Here is a 19,304-nt window from a genome sequence, read left to right on the forward strand (position 1 = left end):
CCATGCCGCCGTCACTGCGGCGACGCCGTCGTCGGCACGGCCGGCGGCGTGCCGCGCTGCTTGCGCGAGCGCTTCGCCCGCTCGCGCAGCAGCGTCGGCGGCATGCGAGGCCGCCGCCGACAGCCAGGCCCGAACGCCGCCAGCATCGCTGGCGTTCGGGCCTGGGGCAGCAGCATCGGGGCTGGTTGCCCCCGATGCGCTGCCGCCGTAGGCCGCGGACGGCTGGTCCGCGGCCGCGCCGGCAAAGCCCGGCGTCGGTTCGAACGGCACCCAGCCGATGCCGGGAAAATATACCTCAACCCACGCGTGCGCATCCAAACGACGCACAACATACGTCTTCGCGGCTTGCCCATGCGCCCATGAAGCAACCGTCACATCTTTGCCATTGGACCATATCCCGCCATCCGGATTGAACTCTAGCACACCTGGCGCGAACCCTTTCACCCATCGCGCTGGAATGCCCTGCGTTCGCAGCATAACGACCATCGCCGTTGAGAAGTGGACGCAGTATCCCTGCTTCTGCTCGAATAGAAAATCGTCAACGAAATCCGCTCCAGCCGGCGGCTCTGAAGTTTTGTCCAACGTGTAAGTGTAATGGGTTTTCAAGAAGCTCTCAATCGCCTGGACTTTCGCATACCGGTCCGGCTTGTCCTGTCCGCCCGCTTGGTCGGCTATAATCTGTGCAGTCATCTCCGCTATACGATTAGGTAAACTTGCCGGAAGCTTCGTATATTTGTCCCGTATCGGCTCTGGATCGGCCGGCTCGGACCACGACTCTCCGTTATAATCGTCCGCCCACGAGCCTTGGCGCAAATACGAATCGTCCTTTGGCAGAGCTTGCGCTTTAATCGTATAAGAGGATACACGGATCGTCTTCCCTGGAGCCGACAGCATGCCGCTCTCTTGATCCTGCCAGTACTGCAGCAGCCGATGGGCAGGCTGATCTGCGACCAATTCAGAGACAACAGCCTTTCCTCCTCCGGCGAACAATGGAAGGCCCGTCTGAGGCTCCATGTAACGGAAGGTTTGGGTTACGACAGTTTGTACCCCTTCTCGCTTGTCGAGACCTGGTCCTTCCTCCACCTCCGAAGCACCGCCTGCCCGAGCCTTACTTTGTGCCGCTGTCTCCACAGCGTTGTCTGTCCGTTCTTGCTCCAACGTCTCTGAGACGACGATGGCGTCATCCTCTTGATCCGCCGTTCCCGCACCACCGATGCTCTTCTCTGTAATCGGCAGGCTTGTCCATTCCACAGGCTCATCAGCCCAACCGCGTCCGGTATAGACCGATTTGGACGCTCCACGCCAATACATCGCCTCCTCTGACGAGACGGTAAACAGAGGACGGTCATCTGCCGACAGCGCTCCGCCGAGCTCTCGATCATCGAAACCATATCCAGACGTTGAGGCGTCGGCGAAACCCGATCGCACAGAAGCCGTTCGAGATGCCGCATATTGCTCCGACATTCTCGCAAGCTCTCCATGCCAGCGCTCCGTCCATTCCGCCGTCCACGCTGCCGGCTCCGCGGCCCAATGTTTGTCCGTCGAGCCAAGCAATGCCGCTATAGCCAGCAATGTAGCCGCAAGGGCGGTACCGCCTGTCCATTCGCTGCGCCAACCGGCTGACCTGCCGGCATATTGGCTGTTGTCGACCCCCATACCATGCAATCGATGTACGCGCGCAAGCGTAACCGCAGCTGCGAGCAGAAGCCATTCTAACGATGCCCGCACGAGCCCCCATTGCGTATCCATGCCAAGCCACTCATGCAGCATAAGCAAATAAAGCACAGTCGTTATACCGATGCCATGCGCGAACTGTCTCGCCCAAATAATAAGCTGAAGCGCCGGCACGAGCAGCGCCCAGCCGATTAACAGCACGAGGGCACGCACTTCACCTGATAAGAGCCAGAAGCCGCCGTCCGCAATCGCGGCCACCTCATCTGCCAATCGTGACGGCAACCCGATCAGCCAATCGGCCGGACCAGCAGCATCATAGCCATACAGCCGCCACAGCGTAAACAAGATTACGAGCACATTCCACAGAAAAGCCACACCTGCTCGAAGCCTGAACAGTTCGCCGGCCGCAAAGCAGCATACGGCGATCAGCAGCGGCGCGTAATCGACGGAGGACCCGTCACGATCGAACGATACCGTCCACGGCCATATCCATTCCACCAGCAGCCCGTACAGCAGTAAGCTTGTCCATAACCGATGAGCCCATGGAACCGCCTCATTCAGGCTGAGCGTCTTTATATTCGTTTGTTCTTTATTGACCCGCTCCTTCATTCGCATCACCGCCTTCCGCCTCTGCTCCTTGGCCCGACAGAGCTTCTTCGTCGGCAATAACCGCCCATACGACTCGAATTCCGGCGCTTTCCCAGTCACGCTTACGCTCTCTCATTCCAATTGAAGGGACTTTATTCGGCGTAAGCACATGCACCTCCGGCCGGCAGCCGTTCACCGAAGCCAGCGCGGCAAGCTGTTCACCGAGCTCCCCATTCCGCCACTCAGCGGTAACGACGATAATTGTCGCTCCGCGAGGCAATGAACCATTAACGCTTGTCCAGGGTGCCGACTCTCCGACAGCCACAGCCATCTGCGGACGCAGCCGAGCAAGCCGCTCCAGCGCTTCCCTCTCATAAGACCGTCGTGTGCGGGACGTACCACTCTGGCGGCCCGTATACGGCTGTACTTCACCTAACAGCCGGAATGGAATCCGTTCCGTAGCCGCGTGACGTACAAGCTCCGCCGTATAGCCAGCCGCGCAATCGAACAGCCGGTCGTCGCCATTATAGGAGGCGTACATAGTGTCCATAGCAATGAGCAGCTCCGCAGGACGCGTAGTCCATTCCCTCTTAGTCAGCCAAGCTCCCCCGCGGGCAACCGTACGCCAATCGATTCGCCTTGCATTATCACCCAATCGGTACGGAATACACTGCGTTCCGCTTCGGTCCGCCGTTGTTCGTTGCCGCTGGGAACGTGCCATACGACCTATATGCGTGGACAATCCTTCCCTTTCATACCCTCTGTCTTGAACCGACGCCTTACTGCCGCCATAGCGGGGCGCTTCGATCGCACCATGCCACGCAGGCATAACAAGAAACGATTGTGCCAAAGAGGCAGATGCCCCATTGACGGTAGTGCCTTGATTATCCGCCCTTGCAATGCAGCGGCGTATAGCCGTCAAGCCAAACATATCTCCGAATACAGCCTCCACCGGTAGAAAATGATACTCCCCGCGCTCAAGCCCTCGTATCGTATATTGAATTTGCCAGCTTGAGCTAGTCCAAGGGAGCGTGATATGTCGAAACTGTACAGTCCGAACCCTGGCCCCGCTGTCGTTCATGAGCGTTTCTTGGACAGAAACCCATAGAAGCGGCAGCGGAAGGCGGGAACGTACATCGAGTTTCACCTTAAGTTCACCGCCTGCCGATCCTTCAACAGACGACAGCTCGCGGGACATTTGTAACCGGGACATACGAGCCGCAACGAGCGGAAGCAGCCCTTGAAGCAGCATTCCTGTCAGGATGACCGCAATAAATATTTCCGGCATATGTCCTCTCGTCAAGGCAGCATAAACGGTGAACAGCCAGCCACTGATAAGAAGCGACCACAAATAATAGCGGGTCGAATAGACTGGCTCCCGCTCCGCAGCTGCCGACGGTTTGCCTGCCGGCTTCGCTTTCAATGCCGCCCGAGGTCTGCCGCCTATCAGCGCAGCGGTTCCCGCAGCAGACAAGCTGGCGCCATGCCCTGCCGCACCACCCAATCCGGCTCCTCGCTCGCTGGATAGCCGCTTATCTCTATTAACTCCTGCACCGAACCTGCGATTTTGTTTGCTGCCCTTCATGAGCGCCGCCTTCCTCCGGCTACAGATGCAGGAAGCGGCTTTCGCTCAATAATGCTCGCCAGCACCGATGCCGCCGTGTGACCGGACGCCGCATATGCAGGCAATACCGTCAACCGGTGCGCAAGAACCGGCTCAGCTGTCGAGAGCAGATCGTCCGGCAGCAGAAACCGCCGCCCCTCCATATAAGCGGCAGCCTGCGCGGCTCGAAGCCAATCGCGCGAGGCGCGAGGGCTGGCGCCACTGTCCAGCTCCACTGCCGACCTTGTCTCGTTCACGATTGCGACAGCATAAGGCAGCAGGTCGGAATGTACATGAACAAGACGACATTCCCGCTGCATCCGCTGCCATTCTTCGACCGCAATGACCGGCTTGATCGTCCCAGGATCAACGGTGCGGTTATCGGCAAGCGCAGCGAGCATGCGCGTCTCATGCTCCATCGACGGGTAGCCGATCGACAGCCGCATCATAAACCGGTCCATTTGCGCTTCGGGCAGCGCGAATGTGCCTTCATAGTCCCATGGGTTTTGCGTAGCGATCAGCATGAATGGGGCCGGCAGCGCGCGGCTTTCGCCATCGGTCGTCACGCACCTCTCCTCCATCGCCTCCAGCAGCGCCGATTGCGTACGCGGCGGCGTCCGGTTCAGCTCGTCAGCTAGCACAACATTTGCCATAATCGGCCCTGGCACGAATAGAAACGAGCCGTTCCGGCCATCCCATACCGACCCTCCCGTCACATCCGCAGGCTGCATATCTGACGTTAACTGGATTCGTTTGAATTGTCCGCCGATGACGGCAGCGAAAGCCCGCGCAAGCATCGTTTTGCCTACGCCCGGCATATCCTCCAGCAGCACATGCCCACCGGCGAGAAACGCGACGAGCACCTTCGTTATGACGTCCTCCTTGCCGTACAGCACCGTTCCGATTCGATCTCTCATTCGCTCCAGCAGCCTCTCCGGCGGCTCATGCCATTCTCCCGCTCCGCTCCGCTGCTTGCCCTCGTCTGCCCGCCGCCCGAAGCCCGTTACGATTGTCATCGCTCCACTCGTCCTTTCCTGGCCGTAGTCTAGAAATCTTTCATTCCACTCTTCTACTTGCCAGTCTCTCCGAAATAGGCGGCGGTTAGACGTCGAAACCCAAATCTCCTTCCTATAAAAAAAGATAAAAAAAGAGTCTGCACCATCACCATGTGCAGACTCCAATTCAATCTTTCGTACTTCACCGCTCTATACGCATACGCCGTTCCCACCAGCTTGCTCATCATTAATTCTGTAGAATCTGCAGTTTTGTCACTCCTATTGCGAACACGGGTGGAGGTCACAGCACAACATGCAGGGATTTATGCCAATTCAGACGTTCAAATGAGGTTGGCGGTCGAAAAGCCTGCATACTGCACAGTCTTTTCCGCTCAACCAGCGGCAAACGAGAAAATGCCTGCATTAAATGCAGGCACTGGTGCGTTCCTTCCGTGCAATCCGATCAAGATTTGTACCAAGGATTTAGATGGATCAGCACTTCTCCTACATCATCGTGCTTATCCATAATCGCTTTCTTTATTTCCCGGGTAACATCATGCCCCTGTTGGATCGTCATCTCAGCCGGAATACTGACCCGAACATCGACCAGAATATAATGGCCATGCTCCCGCGCACGGAGACGATCAATTCGTTTGACAGCCGAAACAGTGTAAATAAGCGCCTCATACTCGCTGAGCTTCTGCTCGCTGATCGTTTTCTCCATCAGAATGTCCATCGATTCGCGCGCCATCTCGTACGCCAGCTTCAAGACGAGGAACGAGACAATAATACCAGCCGCAGGATCGCCGTATAACAACAATGAAAGATCGTAAGCTTCGCCAATCATGGAAAGCCCGATGCCGACCACGGCCGCAATGGAAGCATAGACGTCGGCCAGGTGATCGTAGGCGGTTGCAATAAGCGCTTTGCTGTTCGATTGTCGGCCAAGCCGCATCGTATAAAGGTACAGCACCAGCTTCCAAATTAACGATACGATGGCAGCCGCTAAAGCGATCCAGCTTGCTTTGGCCGGCTCCTCCCAGAACGCTAGGACCGCATGATAGCCCATATAGATCGAAGCTAACGCAAGAATGAATGCAACAATGCCTGAACCGAGCACCTCGGCTTTGCCGTGTCCGTATGGATGATCCTCATCAGCCGGCTGCTTCGATATTTTCATCGAGCTAAGCGCAGCGCCTGTCGCAATAACGTCGCCGGCATTATGAATCCCGTCGGCCAATAGCACCTGGCTTTTAAACAGCACACCCACGATCACCTTAATGGCGGTTAGAAAAATGTTGCTGAACAAGCTGATCCACACCGCTGCGATCGAGGAATTGTTTTCTGCCTTCATCTTTTATAACCCCCTGCACAATTGTTGCCGCCAGGAAACAAAAAACCTCGACCGTTTCCGATCAAGGTTTGGGCATTTTTACTATTCGCAATACGTCCAGATTGTATCCTGAATCGATCCATAAAACCAATCACCGCTCTATATTCCAAAATGCTTATCTATTATAGCCTGTACCCACTCCATTCACAAGTTATTTCAAGCAGCATTTACGGAATATCCCCCGCTTGTACCACTTGCTTCCGCACGGGGATCATCAGCTGCTGCAAGTCAGCCAGTGCCTGCTCCACATTCTTGTCCCCATCCAATATGCTGCGAACCTGCTTGGTCGCTTCTTCACGGAAGTCGCTGTAGAAAGGGCCATACCAATCCCAATCATCCAGGCTGCCGGGCTCCTTCCGATAAAAAGGTACTTTCCCCACTTAATGTACTATCGTTACTTCGCCGATCTCAGCACCGATTCTGCCTGCTGCTGAGTCTGGGCAAGGGCCTCTTCAATCGTCGCCTCGCCAGTAAGCACTCTATTCATTTCGTTTTGCCGAATTTGCTTTATTCTCGCAGACAACTCGAAATCAACAGCTTCCAAATTAACAACTTTTCTCCGCTTATAGGAAAGCAAAGTGAAAGGCTCTAGACTATTCGCATCTTGATTTAATATCGTTCTTGTCAGTAAAGATGACTTACCAGAAGCAAGCTTCTTTGCTCGTTCTTCGCTATTCATATATTGAACAAACGTCCAGGCTCCTTCCGAATTCAAAGATGAGCTACCTATCGAATAGATTATTCCCGGTGTAAGATCCCCTTGATCACGGGTGTTCGGATCAACTGGCTGCGTCACCGCCCCCCATCTTGGTACATTTGAGTTGGCAGAAAACATGCGGAACGTATTATATCCACCGAGCATCATCGCGATCTTCCCCTGAGCGAACAATTCGTAAGCTTGATGGCCCGCCCCCCCCTCCTCCTCTGACATGTATAAGTGGCCCGAACTGGCAGCTTCCACGGCTATTTCATAAATTTTTTTCCATTCGCCACTGTCCGCCGTTATTTTTAGCTGATCCCAGTTTATATAGTTCACCCCCCATGTTGCCGCAATACGGTCAGCTAAACCTAGTGCATCGCCATCGCCTCCAAGGTGTAGTCCATACAACGGTTCTCCGTTGCTCAACTTGTCAGGAACTCGACTCGCAAGCGCAAGCAATTCCTCCCAACTCATCTGATTAACCGGATGCGCGATACCGAACTGTTCGAGTATTTCCATGTTGTAAAACAGAACCGTAGAATCATAAGTCGGAGTTAATCCTGTCAGCAATCCGCCCCCTTGCTGCTTAATCCATTCCAGCACCCCTTGATTCATATCTTCCGTTGGAAAGTCGTCCCGCTGAATCAGCGGCGATAAATCTGCGTATGCATCGCGCGCCGCGAGTGGACTAAACGTAAGCGCGTCACCAATAATGACGTCCGGGTTCTCGTTTTCGACATACTGTCCGAATTGCTGATACGCTTTGACCGGATCGCCTGACAACGCTTTCATATCAATGAACTCCACATTCAATTCAGGGTATTCCTCCTTAAACGAGCGCAGCCCTTGTCTCTGAACATCCTCTTCCGATTGAATCGATACGATCCTAATCTTCCCGCTCCCCTTCTTGTCAATGTCACTCGAGCACCCAGTTCCGAGTATAGCTATTGATATTACTGCACCTACAATCACAAACTTCTGCATATTCCAATTCACAACGTTTCTCCTTCCTATCATTAGTCTGCCTTTAATTGCAACCACTTAATATCATTCCAGAGATAACACCAGAAATGAAATGATCTAAATCGTTTTCGGTAAGTATATTCCATTCTATTGTGTACAAACTTATAGTGTTCCCCTCACCCTTAACTTTACAAAACAGCCCTTTCGTACACAATAAGATTTATATATAATTTATGTTGTTTAATAAACATTTGTAAGTAACGATTTCGGGTTTACCTTCATTCCGCTGTATGAACAGAGCGCCGGCTTACCGGCGCCCTGACATCGCAATTACATATTTTCGTTGAATAAAGTTGAATGAATGAATGCAATTCTTCTGCTGTGTCCGTAGTACCTGAACCAATGACTTGGTTAGAGCTATTAAGTACATAAACGTATGGAGTAGCAGGGATGTGGTATACATCTTTATAGTCATCACTATCGATTTGTATAACCGGGAAAGAAAATTTAAAGTATTCTATGATTCCTTCGTTCTCTGCCGAAGAACCATTCGTAAACAAATAAAAGTTTCCTGAGTAGGTTCCCATAACCTCGTTTAATTGTCCTAGCAAATCAATACATATCGGACAAGTGAACGATATAAACAAACAAATTGAACCGTGCCCCGTCAATTTATTCTCTAGTGGATAAGGAAAGACCTCTCCACTCTTTATGGGAACCACCTTCTTGATCTCCCTTCTCTTCTTACCAAAAAGCTCAACAAAGTCAATTCGGCTCATTTTATCAATCCCCTTTATGATTTAGTCCGCTTCCATTCAGGAGCCAATTTATTTTCGATTTCAATTAACGCTTGATTTACCGTCTGTTCCCCTGCAAGTATCAACTTGATCTCTTGCTCTTGTATCTCACGGTATGCCCTCGAAAATTCTACCGGAACTTCCCACCAGTCAAACTTCACCGGTTCTTTTCTATAAAATGCAGATAAATCCATGCCAAGTTTATCCTCCAACAATTTCACATTGAGTGGAATCGCTATCGTTCCCTTAAATCCTTGTAAGTTCATATAATAAATTGCGGCTTCATCACTTGTTAATGCTTGAATAACTTGTCTTGCTTCTTCTTTATGAGCGGACAATTTGTTGATCATATAGATCATTCCCGGAACAATGTCGCTATTATATCTGCCTGGCGAATCAGTTATCCCCCACTTAAATGAACTATTGTCCTGCAACTCTTCCAAGAGATCATTCCTGCCTATAATCATTGCTGCATTTCCTTGTATAAAATCAGAATAGTACTCCTGTATAGTCGTTCCTTTAATTTCTTCTATTCCATTTTCCTGTACTGCAGTGTTACTTATTGCTCCTGCCTGATACGCTTCAATAATGGACGTCCAGATTTGGCTCCATTCTTTAGTGTTAATTGTCAGCATATCTGAAGATTGATTCACAAGGTTTAACTGCTCTGTGATACCTGCTTGATTAATTAGTGACGCTATTTTCTTCTCAGGCTTTTGCTCGCCGGGACTATTGTAGCCAAAGAGCGGCTCGCCTCCCTCTCCTTTCTGCGGAAACTGCTGTGCAAGCTTTAACATATCTCCCCATGAGATACCTTCACGTGGATACTCCACATGATATTGATCAAACAATGATTTATTATAAAAAAGCGCTGAACTGCTGAAGCTTGACGACCATCCATACACTTGGTTATCTTCAGAATAACTTCTTAATTTTTGTATAAATTTACTTTGAGCTTTTTTTTCATCAATGAGCATATCTAAAGAATCTACCATGCCTGACTTAACAATATCTGGATATGTAAAATTGGATGCTATCAATATATCTGGTTGCTCGGCGTTCATATAGCTAGTTATTTCATTAAGGTCAACTCCACCAAACGGTCCTAATTCCACCTCAAATTGAACATTAGGCAACTGTTTAGTAAGAAGCGGTTCATAGATATTGTCGTATTCGATTTGATCCATCCCTGCAATTTTAATTGTAATAGGCTCTAAAGGCGTACTTTTATTCTGGCATCCAATGATCAATAGAATAACTGGCACTAAGAGACTCAACACCCTAAGTAATGATATGCGACTTCGAACTTTATTTTTGTAGTGCAAGCGTAAGCCCCTCCTTATTTTGAGAACTCCACATTTTAAAATATTTACCCTTAGCGGAAATGAGCTTATTATGCCTTCCCTTCTCTATAATCTTGCCTTCATGCAGTACGTAAATTACATCCGCCTTCGCTGCAAGCTTTAGATTATGTGTAACGAGTAAGACCGTTCGATTTGAGGACTCATGCTGTATTGCCTCAATAAAGTCCATTTCAGTCTCTGGATCCAACTCTGAAGTGGCTTCATCAAGTAGAAGAAAGGAGGACTCTTTATACAGCGCCCGAGCAATTGCAACCCTTTGCCATTGCCCACCCGAAAACTGCTTGGAATTATGAAACATATGACCCAGTATTTGATCGAGGTTTTTTAGAATCACCTCCGTAAACAACATAGGATAATGCTCAATTAATTCGTTTATTCGTTCCTTATCTAGTGTATCCTCACTCCTCATCGCAATATTTTCATTCATTTTAAATGGATATCTCATAAAGTCTTGCTGAATAATAGATAAATTCTCATAGAGTGAACACCGGTCTATATTAATGTTATCTATTCCATTAAAATATAACTGTCCTTTTTCTATGTCATGCAGCCCGAATAGAATTTTTGCCAAAGTCGATTTTCCAGATCCGTTCTCACCTACGAATACGACAAACTGTCCTCGTGTGATTGTAATATCTACATTACAAATTACAGGTGTATTAGATTGCGGGTAACAGAAGCAAAGATTCTTGGCTTCAATATATTCAAGTGAATTTAGGTAGAAACGTTCACCTTCAATAGTTGAGGCAGATTGGTGCAAATATTTTTCTTCAAAAACTTTAAAATGGTTTACGAATAAATCATACGTTTTAAACATGTTTAAACTTATCGCAAACGATTTAAATGAACCCTCCAATGATGCTACAACTGCAGTAATTGCAACATAATCCCCAATTGTTATCTCTTTAAGAACAACTTGCCTGATGAAAATAATTTGAATAATTAAAAATCCAATAGGAGAGATGAATTCTTTCACCGTATTTAACCATGCGTCTCGTTTGATCATTTTTATACGATTCGTCAAATAATTCATAGAAGCATTCATCCATTTACTCATTAAAAAACCTCTGGCCATAAACACTAAAAGCTCCTTCTGTACCAAAGGATGCGTTAACAGCCCATAACTTTCACTCTTTTCAATATCTAACTGACTATTATTTTGATAAAAGCGATCCTCTCTCGTGGTTAATTGACGATTATAGAGATAGTGCGGTATAGCAAAAATCGCTATTATAAAGACCGCAACCCAACTGTAATGAACAACTAGCCAAAAATATAATACAATCAATACCAATTGATTTGCCATGCTAATCATCGAACTAACTATGCTTGAAGTCTTCATTACAGACTGCCTCAAAACCTTTAAATCATTGATGTAAGCCGGTGACTCAATTAATGTAATAGTTGTAAACTGCTTGGTTAAATCCAAAATATATTGCTCCAATTTATTGTTGATTTTCATTGTTAATATTTCCATTATTACTCGCTGTAACTGTGACACTATTCCCCCTGCAACCGTCAGAACAAATAAACTGACGGCTACAAGAATCACACGCTCATACGGTCCTTTTGTCACTAAGTCAAAAAAAGTTTTAGTCTGATTAAAATTCATCCAATTGATAATGGGACTAATTAGAAGAACCAATACAACTCCTAATAATAGTAAGTAGGATTGATCAAGTAACAATCTGACCCATCTTATTATGCTCATTATAGTCCTCATAATATTGACATTTGAACAGATTGTGCCATATCTGAATATGTTCTGTAAGGGTTACTAAGTCGAATAACCTTATCAACCCCGACATAGAAAAACCATGGAACACCAGGGGCTTTCAGTTCTCTAAGTATTGTCTGTTCTCTGTTCCGGATGATTTTAAATTTTTTTCCCAGCGTTTCATTTATGATGTCGTACTCATCATCGTCGCAAGCTAACAGAATGAGAGAATCAATATAATTAATAAGTTCAGCATCGGCCAGGTCATTGAGCGCTGGTAGACAAGAACTACATGAAGTTGAAATAACGAAGATCATTAATCCCTGATCCCCAATGTAATCATGAAGATAACTCCCATGTGATACTTCCATATTGTTAATAACATTCCCGATTCCTGTACTTCTAATTTTCCTTAGAAAAAGATCGCGTGGATTCAAAGCAGATGTCTCCAATTTTCTCACCCCTCTTAAACATTAAGCAGATAGTCCGATTCCGGACTATCTGCCGAATAAACTATAAACCTGTTAATTAACAATATCCTCCGGTTGTTCCGTTAGATTGACAACAGCCTCTATCCTGATAATCATAAACAGTTTTGAACTCACCTGTAGTCGGTTTAATACAATCATACTTAAAATACTTGACCTTTTCCTTATACTCTAACGATGTTACACTGCAGTATTCATGGGAGCAAAAGCAGTCGCTATCAATCTTGATTTGAACCATATCACTCGGGCAAGGCATAATTATTCCTCCTTAACTAATTTTAGTGTTTTTTACAAATTTATTTTACAACAACTTTTTAAAATAAATCTATCACCCATATGAGGTATTTATTGGCGGAAATAGTTTCTATATAAAGCCTACTATAAGAATAATCCCGCGAACAGCGATATTTGGCGCATATCCTGCCTCTCTATCTTTCAGTGCATCTTCTTAATCAATAGCGTAGGCAAGTCTATGTTCCTTCATCCCTGAATACCGTCAGCACAATCCGACTTTCTTCCCACACAGGCTCAACGGCTTGACCATACATTCGAGTCAGGACATCGCGCAGACGCACATAGACTTTGCCTTGGACATTGAAGCTGTCGCCATTATCCACGGTCACGACAACTCTCGCGCCATCGGGCATGTCGGCAACCGCCCGGCGCTCCTCAGCACTCCAGCGAACGGTTCCGCCAAGCCCTTCTGCCAGCTCCCGAAGCGGCACATGCCAATCTTCTCCAACGGTCGAATATGCGCCCGGCTCGAAAATAACGGTACGATTGCGGTTATTTACGACGAGCTCCGCTTCTTCAGCCGCTGCCCCTGCAGTGTTGCGACCTAGTCCGCCTGACCATATGAACGATCCCGCTCCTGCGTCAAGCCCCTTGCGAACCACCGCTTGCTCCGACGCCGTTGCCTTCGGCCGGCTCCATTTCAGCTTGTCCGCTACGCGGAACGTTACCGGCTCTACGAATTCCGTTAACGGCGCGAACGTATACCCTAGCCCCTTATAGTAGCCAATAATGTCGGGCAGCGCCTTAACCGACTCCGCATGGCTCGCACTGTCATGAAGCAGTACGATCGTCTCCGGATACCGCTTCGAGCTTCGAACATTGTTTATAATTTCAGCTGCGGGTACGCCGATGCGTACCGAATCGCCGCTGTCTACGTTCCAATCGAACATCGTATAGCCAGCCTGCTCCATCGCGTCGAAATACGACTGGTCGAAATTGCCGAACGTCCCTCCCGGCGCCCGAACCAGCCTTGTCCTAATGCCGGCCGCCGCTTGCAGCTCCTGCTCCGTGCGTACAATTTGATCCGCGAACTGTCCAAAACCGCTGTACAGCTCCTTATATTCGTGATTGTATGAATGATTACCGACCGTATGACCTTCCGCAACGATCCTTTTAAGCAGGTCGGGATGCTGCTTCACTTGCTCACCGAGCACGAAGAACGTCGCCTGAATTCCTTCCTTCTTCAATAGATCAAGCACCTGCGGCGTCAGCTTGCTCGGCCCATCGTCAAAGGTCAAATAAACGATTTTCTTTTCTTGTTCCTTATCAATCATGTCATAGGTTCTGCCGCTTTCGGCTAATGCCATTCCAGCGGCTCCCCTCACCACCGTAATGATTCCTCCGGGCAGCCTGCCGCTCTCGTGTACTTGTCCGGCTGAATTGTCGGCCGCTGTCGTCTCCTCTGCTAATCCTGCTTCATGATTCGCCGTCGTCACGCGTGTCGAATGGCCGCCGGTGCCCGGCTGTCCGTTCAGCCGCTCTGTCGAATCAGCAGCGGCTGTCTGGCCTAGCTGCGGAGCAAGCCGTACTTGCTCGTTCCAGCCTGCCTCACCTACCGCCGCTCCTTGCTCAACAAACCATCCGCTCAATGCTGCCGCGCTAACCGCAATGATGACGGCATACACAGCTCTCACGATTCGACGACGAAACATATCCATCCACCCCACTCAACAATTTCAGCCCTATCCGGACTGGTTGATAGATTATATGAGATGGGAATCTAGCAAATGACTGTTTCTAAAGTCTTACTCTATGATTTTAATCCTTCGCCGTCTCTAGCAGCGCCGCCGCCCGCTGCTGTGTCGCCTCAAGCGATTCGTCAATGATTGCCTCGCCCTTGAGATAAATAGGACGCCAGATTTCCGGCGTCCTATTTATTATTAGCTTTGTCCTAGCAGCTGCTGCCCCTCTACCTGGAGCTGCGCTACCACCTCATTGACGGTTAATTTATCCTCTGCAACCTGTTGAAGCTTCTCAATCAGCTTCAGCTCGAACGCTTGCGCAAAGCCAAGCGGAAGCGGACTCTCTGTGCGCGGACGCATATCTTCCATCCCTTTGTAGAACACTTCAATTCCTTTGTTCGTAACGTCCTGTTGTTCTACCGATCGGCTAAGCAAGGAGCCGTTCCAGGTCATCCCTTTCTGCTTGGCCCAGTCCTTACCTGCAGCGTATTTGATCAGTTCCCAGGCCGCCCGCATTTGTTTGCTGCCTGCAGCAACCGATAGAATGCGGTCAGGCTGAATCGGAGAAATGGCATTCGCATTATCACCGCTCGGCAGCGGAGCAAGCTTCGTGACGAACTTACTGCCCCGCATCGTAGTCCACTCCTCAATGCCCGAATACTTATGATCCCGAATGATCATTGCCGCTTGACCTTGCATAAATGAGCTTTCCTCGTATTGCTTCTGCGAATCGGACGAGATAGGCTTTGGCATCGGGATTGCCTCGCTTCGAATGGCATCTGTCATCATTTTAACTACAGACCGCCACTTATCCGTATCGAGCGTCATTTTGCGCGCCTTCACATTGGCAAGCTGAATGCCATACGACCATCCAATCGTCTGCAGCAGTGAGGTCCAGGATTCGTCCGGGGCCAGCCCATAGATCGCCTCCTCCCCTTGCTTATGATTCGCGAACCGGTTAGCCAGCTGCATGACGCTTTCCCAGCTCATGACTCCCTCCGGCATATCAATACCTTGTTCTTCGAATAGCGTCGCATTATAGTGAATCGCAAGCGACTTATACGTTGGCGCCAAACCATAGAGTGCACCATCAGACTTCTCTTTCAATGAACGTATAACACCCGGTAACATGCTTTCTATGTCCAAGCTTTCCTTCAGTATAATGCCATCCAAAGACTCAACAAATCCGCCAAGAGCCAGTTCACCATATTGATCAAGGTCATCGATTACGACTACATCCGGTTGATATTCCGGTATAATTTCGGCCAAGCTTTTGTCCTTTAGCTCATTAAATAGAAAGGTAACATTCGGATGCAGTGCTTGAAACTGATTCCCATATAAGAGCATGAAGGATTGTCTATCGATTCCCGCCACCTTAAGATTAATCTTCTTCTTCGGCATCTTCGCTTCAAAGCCTGCTTCATCCGATTTCTCTCCTGAGCAAGCGGTCAAAATCACTGCTGCCAGAATGATACAACTCGTCGCTATTATCGTTTGTCTGAACCAGCGTGCAGCTCTGCCCAATTCGCGCTTCCTCCTTCTTGCCAATCATCCGCCATAGAAAATTCCATTCCTATTCAACTAAATGGATTGATCAATAGCAGCCGTGCTCGTTTCATTAGAACGGCTATTTGCTTCTCGTGCTCTTAAATGCCACCCATACTTCCGTGCCTCTCTGTTGAATGACAGCCATCGTATCTGCCAGCGAGCGGCCTTCGGTCTTCACCTTTCCGAATTCTTCCTCAATAATCCCATACAGTTTGCCTCGCGCCTCCATCTCATCAAACGGTATCCGTTCTATATCCGGATTGGAATCTTTCTTTGCATAGAACTGATCTACCGGCTTCCCGCTGTATTGATAAGGTATTCCTTCCCGCATTGGCAGTAATGGTTGATTAACACTCTCAAGCGCCGACAGCTCTTTAACGAACTGCTCATCGTTAATCGCTTTAATCACTTCCCACGCTTGATCTGCAACAGGCGAGCCTTTCACAATCGAGAACATCTCTTGAGGTACTGCGCTCCCATATTGGGTTCCATAATCAGATGATGGAGGTACATCGATATGATAATTAATCGTAGACGGTAACTGCTTCAAGGCGCTGACTCCATCCGATAAAGCTACGACGATTGCAGAATTCTTCAATGCAGCCAGACAATCGCTTTTATCGTTAGCGGCAGGAAACCGATAGCTGCCGTTCATAATCGCTTGTGCCAGCGGCTCCAATGCACCTTCCCATGCTTGCCCTTGAAATGTCATTTCGAATTTATCATTATAAAGACTTAAATTTTGAGATAGACCTATGTTGTATACAAGCGGGCCTAAGGAATTAAACTGGCATCCGTATGCAAACCCCGAAATCGGTTCACCGCCAACGGTCTGTCCCGCAAACCTTCCGCCAATTTCGATCAGATCATTCCATGTATAAGGGTCCTTCGGAACATCAACGCCCATCTGATTAAATAGATCGACGTTAAAGAAGGTAATGTACTCCGGCGCGAAAAACGGTGCAAGTCCATAGACTTCCCCTCCGCCGTACGCGCGAATCGCATCGATCCCTGGCTTATACATGGCACTCGTATCGTACTGATCCCGTTTGATCCGGGCATCTAATGGTTCAATGAAGCCTTTATCAATAAGCAGATTATAACTGTTCATATTTGAGTACATCAGCACATCCACCGGCTGTTCTGCCTCGATAAGGGTGCGATACTGTCTTTCAAGCCCTTCTTCAAATGTTTCTCCAGGTGACGGATTAAGCACCCATTCTTTTGCCTCTACAACATCAAGCTCCATTTGCGGAAATCTTTCTTTGAGAGGGCCGTAATAATCGTTCATAAACCGAAGAAGATCCGATGCTCCCACCCTTAGCACGAACGGCTTACTCATATCCGCCTTTTCCGGTGCTGCTTCCTTCGAGCTGCAAGCTGTAAGAGTGATAGCAGCGGCGCAGAGTATGTACAACAGCTTCCTCCATTTGGTCTCCATTGTGTTCATCTCCCCTGTTCCATTATCCATATCGGTTAGCCTGAGCGGTGAACATTTGAGCATACTCTCCATTAGCGCTCATCAGCTGCTCATGACTTCCTTCCTCTATGATCGCTCCATCTTTCAATAAAATAATTCGATCTGCCATTTTACAGCTACCCAACCGATGAGACACCATAATAGTCGTGGCATCTCCCATCAGATCAGTAAACTGTTGATAAAGCTGCTCCTCTGCGAGCGGATCAAGCGCTGCTGACGGTTCATCCAGAATGACGATACTCGCATCCCTCATATAAGCTCGGCTAATCGCCAGCTTCTGCCACTGCCCGCCAGATAAGTCGCGTCCTCCTTCGAAGAAAGGACCGACTACCGTATCATAACGGTCCGCGTAGCCTTGGATCATATGATCAATGCCCGTCTTACTTGCTGCTATCTCCAGTGCGGCATCGTCTTCAATATGGTCAAGACTGCCAAATCCAATATTCTCGCGAATGGTCAAATAATAATCCATATGATCCTGAAATACTGCGGTTACATGCTGAAATAACGATTGTCGGTTTAGATCCGATAGATCGATGCCATCATATCGAATTGTGCCGGATGTAGGATTATACAAGCCTAGAATACATTTCACGAGCGTACTTTTGCCTGCTCCATTCTCTCCGACAATAGCAATCTTCTCACCTGGTCTAATTCGAAACGAAATGTTTTTCAATACAGGCTTGTCTTGGTACTGAAACTCCAAGTTCTTAATCTCGATTCCGGTCGTAAGGCGCTGAGGAAACGGTTTCGTTCCTTGATCGCTTTCTTCTGGAAGCTCCATGAAATGAAAAAGATCCTTAATAAAGAGCGACTCTTCATATATAGAGGCAATTTGTTGACCAATATAATGAATCATCGGTTGAATAGTTGACACCGCCTGCGTTAAGGCAACATATTCCCCCAGCGTCAACCCTCCATCTCGGCCATAAAATACGAGCACCGCAATCACACCTGCATAGACAGCAAAATCTACCACTTGCGAAACTGATTGACGAAGCCCCGTCTTGGCCTCTACACGAAATCTTTCTCTCGTATGTTCAATGAATAGATTCTCCCATTTGTTCTTTAAGTAGGACGTTAACCCAAATACTCTAACTTCCTTCGCCGCTTTACGTCCCGTCAGCAATTGCAAATAATAATTCATCTTCCTAACTGTCGGTGTAAACGCATACATGTGCATAAAGCGCATTTTGCCCGAATTCATAAATAGGGCAACTTTCGGAAGCAGCATGATCAATAAACCTACGGATAGAATCCAATGAAAAGCAAATAGAACTCCAAACATCGTAATGACCGTAACAGCATTTCGAATTATTGATATTCCTAGCGTGAAGAGAGTAAAGCCGCGCATTTCGATACTAATCATGGTGCGTTCCAAATGGTCGTGGAAGCCCGCTTGGTCATATCGAATTAATGGAATCGAGGCTGCTTTATCGATCATTCGATTTTGCAGTTCGTACTTCAGCTTCTGTTGGACGCGAAACCCGATCAATTGATCGGCTAAAGCCATAAGTTGATTTATGGTCAAGACAGCAACCTGCAGCAGCAAAATACTAACTACAGGACGAATGCTAGAACCTGTAGTGAACACTTCTGTTACGCTGTCAACTAATTCCTTTGTCAAATACAACTGAACTACGGGCACAATAGCAATCAGCAGTTGTATAATCAACAGAGTGAGCAGCAAGATCGGGGATGCCGCCCATAATATACGTATCATCTTCAGTACGGAGGGCAACGAGAATTTTATCTTCCCAGTCTCCTGGTTCATTGAAGGTTGAAACCCTCCTTGAACGAACATTCGGTTTTCCCCCTTAGCTCGAAAAGAACATGTACAGGGCTTTACGCCCTGTACATGTTCTTAATTGTATAATCGTATCTTTAAAGATTAGCAGCCGCAGTGAGAGATAGATTTGGTCGAACCGTCACTGCAATATACATATCCAACATAGGCTGCAGTATTTACCCATTGACCATCCGAATTATAATAACTACAGTAACCCGAGCAAGCACCA

General features: G+C 48.2%; 14 protein-coding genes. All 14 read right to left on the reverse strand.

The features are described 5' to 3' along the window. Positions 1-2,382, reverse strand: a 2,382-nt coding sequence (locus PXY01_RS20405) for a transglutaminase-like domain-containing protein (protein ID WP_246028033.1), incomplete at its 3' end; no start/stop codon positions are given. Then, the gene (locus tag PXY01_RS20410) at positions 2,264-3,847 is read right to left on the reverse strand and encodes a DUF58 domain-containing protein (RefSeq protein ID WP_127572719.1); all 1,584 of its coding nucleotides are present in this window, start codon (positions 3,845-3,847) and stop codon (positions 2,264-2,266) included. The genes PXY01_RS20410 and PXY01_RS20405, both read right to left, overlap by 119 nt. Next, positions 3,844-4,881 (reverse strand): AAA family ATPase, encoded by a 1,038-nt coding sequence (locus PXY01_RS20415; RefSeq protein WP_127572721.1) that lies wholly within the window; start codon positions 4,879-4,881, stop codon positions 3,844-3,846. Before PXY01_RS20415 ends, PXY01_RS20410 begins: the two co-directional genes overlap by 4 nt. 442 nt (positions 4,882-5,323) lie before the next feature. Beyond that, complete coding sequence (locus PXY01_RS20420) at positions 5,324-6,214, reverse strand: cation diffusion facilitator family transporter (protein ID WP_127572723.1); 891 nt, start codon at positions 6,212-6,214, stop codon at positions 5,324-5,326. Positions 6,215-6,420: 206 nt separating this feature from the next. Next, positions 6,421-6,633 carry a hypothetical protein gene (locus PXY01_RS20425; protein WP_127572725.1) on the reverse strand — a complete coding sequence of 71 codons (213 nt, stop codon included), beginning with the start codon at positions 6,631-6,633 and terminating at the stop codon, positions 6,421-6,423. A 14-nt stretch (positions 6,634-6,647) separates the two neighbouring features. Continuing rightward, positions 6,648-7,949 (reverse strand): ABC transporter substrate-binding protein, encoded by a 1,302-nt coding sequence (locus tag PXY01_RS20430; protein WP_164744517.1) that lies wholly within the window; start codon positions 7,947-7,949, stop codon positions 6,648-6,650. A gap of 245 nt (positions 7,950-8,194) precedes the next feature. Next, a complete protein-coding gene (locus tag PXY01_RS20435) occupies positions 8,195-8,695 on the reverse strand; it encodes a hypothetical protein (RefSeq protein WP_127572729.1) in 501 nt (166 codons plus the stop codon). Positions 8,696-8,709: 14 nt separating this feature from the next. Then, complete coding sequence (locus tag PXY01_RS20440; protein ID WP_127572731.1) at positions 8,710-10,038, reverse strand: ABC transporter substrate-binding protein; 1,329 nt, start codon at positions 10,036-10,038, stop codon at positions 8,710-8,712. Next, positions 10,022-11,788 carry an ATP-binding cassette domain-containing protein gene (locus PXY01_RS20445; RefSeq protein ID WP_164744518.1) on the reverse strand — a complete coding sequence of 589 codons (1,767 nt, stop codon included), beginning with the start codon at positions 11,786-11,788 and terminating at the stop codon, positions 10,022-10,024. The genes PXY01_RS20440 and PXY01_RS20445 overlap by 17 nt, the downstream gene beginning before the upstream one ends. Positions 11,789-11,796: 8 nt before the next feature. After that, positions 11,797-12,246, reverse strand: coding sequence for a hypothetical protein (locus PXY01_RS20450; protein ID WP_127572735.1), 450 nt, complete (start codon positions 12,244-12,246; stop codon positions 11,797-11,799). A 506-nt stretch (positions 12,247-12,752) separates the two neighbouring features. Then, positions 12,753-14,228 carry a polysaccharide deacetylase family protein gene (locus PXY01_RS20455; protein WP_164744519.1) on the reverse strand — a complete coding sequence of 492 codons (1,476 nt, stop codon included), beginning with the start codon at positions 14,226-14,228 and terminating at the stop codon, positions 12,753-12,755. Between the two features lie 228 nt (positions 14,229-14,456). Beyond that, complete coding sequence (locus PXY01_RS20460; protein ID WP_127572739.1) at positions 14,457-15,782, reverse strand: extracellular solute-binding protein; 1,326 nt, start codon at positions 15,780-15,782, stop codon at positions 14,457-14,459. 103 nt (positions 15,783-15,885) lie between these two features. Then, positions 15,886-17,247, reverse strand: a complete 1,362-nt coding sequence (locus PXY01_RS20465; RefSeq protein WP_164744520.1) for an ABC transporter substrate-binding protein — start codon at positions 17,245-17,247, stop codon at positions 15,886-15,888. 22 nt (positions 17,248-17,269) lie between these two features. Continuing rightward, on the reverse strand, positions 17,270-19,060 hold the full coding sequence (locus PXY01_RS20470) for an ABC transporter ATP-binding protein (protein WP_164744521.1): 1,791 nt from the start codon (positions 19,058-19,060) through the stop codon (positions 17,270-17,272). Positions 19,061-19,304: the final 244 nt, after the last annotated feature.

It is taken from the genome of Paenibacillus xylaniclasticus (genome assembly GCF_004001065.1).
GTDB lineage: Bacteria > Bacillota > Bacilli > Paenibacillales > Paenibacillaceae > Paenibacillus_T > Paenibacillus_T xylaniclasticus.